Here is a 777-nt window from a genome sequence, read left to right as displayed (position 1 = left end):
CGTTTACAAAATGCTCTTGATTGTCCTTTGCTGTCGTAATTAAAGTAGTTTTAAGCTGATACATTACCTCATGGCGAGCAATACTCTTCCATTGCTGATCAGTTAACTCAATCATAACGCCCCAAGCCTTCTCTCCAGGAACCTCCTGTAATAAAGCAAATGAAGGTTCTAAGCGTGAGGGGCCTTTTAATAAAAAAGAAATTTTATGATCTTTTAAGTAGGCAGAGTGCCCTCGTTTAATTATTTTCTCATTCGCCATCAAACCACCATAAATAAAATATTTACTATAATTGCTATTTGCATTAAATTTCATCATGCTTCACTCCAATCAGTGAATCATGATTCATATAATTTTCTTTAATAAATAGGCTTAGCACAACGCTCAACAAAATAACAACAGGCACGACCCATAAAGCCTGTTGGTAAGCCATTAAACTAAAGTGCCCTATTTCCTCAGTTAAATTAGCTTGGTTTTCAAACATATCCAGCAATTTACCAATGATAGGTTGAACTGTGCCCCCCGATAATCATAATCATCATATTGGTAAAAGCTGTTACTAAACCATGTGAGCTTGCTGAATGTAATTGATTATTCAGTGCAAAACATAGCAACATTGCACTGGCAGTAAAACCACTAATAAATGTCAGAATAGAAAACATCAGCACGCTAGAAAAGGGGGAATATAATAAAACCAAATAATCAATTAAAGCAATAATACCGGTCGCAATAAGTAAACGTTTCTTACCTATATAACGTGATAACCAGCCGTTGACAGG

Annotated in this window: 2 protein-coding genes and 1 pseudogene; all 3 read right to left on the bottom strand. The window is 35.5% G+C overall.

Going from position 1 to position 777, the window contains the following annotated elements; all coding sequences use genetic code 11:
- Nucleotides 1-316: pseudogene (locus tag BGC07_RS14135) on the bottom strand (gamma-glutamylcyclotransferase); the annotation flags it as partial.
- Nucleotides 303-482 carry a hypothetical protein gene (locus BGC07_RS14130; RefSeq protein ID WP_069313624.1) on the bottom strand — a complete coding sequence of 60 codons (180 nt, stop codon included), beginning with the start codon at nt 480-482 and terminating at the stop codon, nt 303-305. The gene BGC07_RS14130 and the pseudogene BGC07_RS14135, both read right to left, overlap by 14 nt.
- A gap of 10 nt (nt 483-492) precedes the next feature.
- Nucleotides 493-777: hypothetical protein (locus BGC07_RS20770; protein WP_201258151.1), on the bottom strand; the 285-nt coding region annotated here is incomplete at its 5' end.

It is taken from the genome of Piscirickettsia litoralis (genome assembly GCF_001720395.1).
Classification (GTDB): domain Bacteria; phylum Pseudomonadota; class Gammaproteobacteria; order Piscirickettsiales; family Piscirickettsiaceae; genus Piscirickettsia; species Piscirickettsia litoralis.
The sequence above is the reverse complement of the archived record's forward strand: the minus strand, read 5'-3'. Positions and strand labels throughout refer to the sequence as shown.